1 protein-coding gene is annotated in these 398 nt (G+C 41.0%); it reads left to right on the top strand.

All coding sequences use genetic code 11. The features are described from left to right. Positions 1-55: 55 nt before the first annotated feature. Positions 56-398: response regulator (locus JNB88_RS33215; protein ID WP_220359175.1), on the top strand; the 343-nt coding region annotated here is incomplete at its 3' end.

Genomic DNA, 398 nt, shown 5'->3' with positions numbered 1-398 from the left:
ATGTCTGTATTACTACAGGGAGAAGGGAGATGCTTCATTGCAAAGTGAATAATCTATGAACGCAATAATTATTGATGACCATCCTCTTGCTATCGCAGCAATTCGTAATTTATTGATCAAAAACGATATTGAAATCTTAGCAGAGTTGACTGAAGGCGGAAGTGCCGTTCAGCGGGTGGAAACACTTAAGCCTGATATCGTCATCATTGATGTCGATATCCCCGGAGTTAACGGTATCCAGGTGTTAGAAACGCTGAGGAAGCGCCAATATAGCGGAATTATTATTATCGTCTCCGCTAAAAATGACCATTTTTACGGGAAACATTGTGCTGATGCTGGCGCTAATGGTTTCGTGAGTAAAAAAGAAGGCATGAACAATATCATTGCGGCTATTGAAG

This window comes from Rhizobium cauense (assembly GCF_019511525.1).
GTDB classification, from domain to species: domain Bacteria; phylum Pseudomonadota; class Alphaproteobacteria; order Rhizobiales; family Rhizobiaceae; genus Rhizobium; species Rhizobium cauense.
The sequence above is the reverse complement of the archived record's forward strand: the minus strand, read 5'-3'. Positions and strand labels throughout refer to the sequence as shown.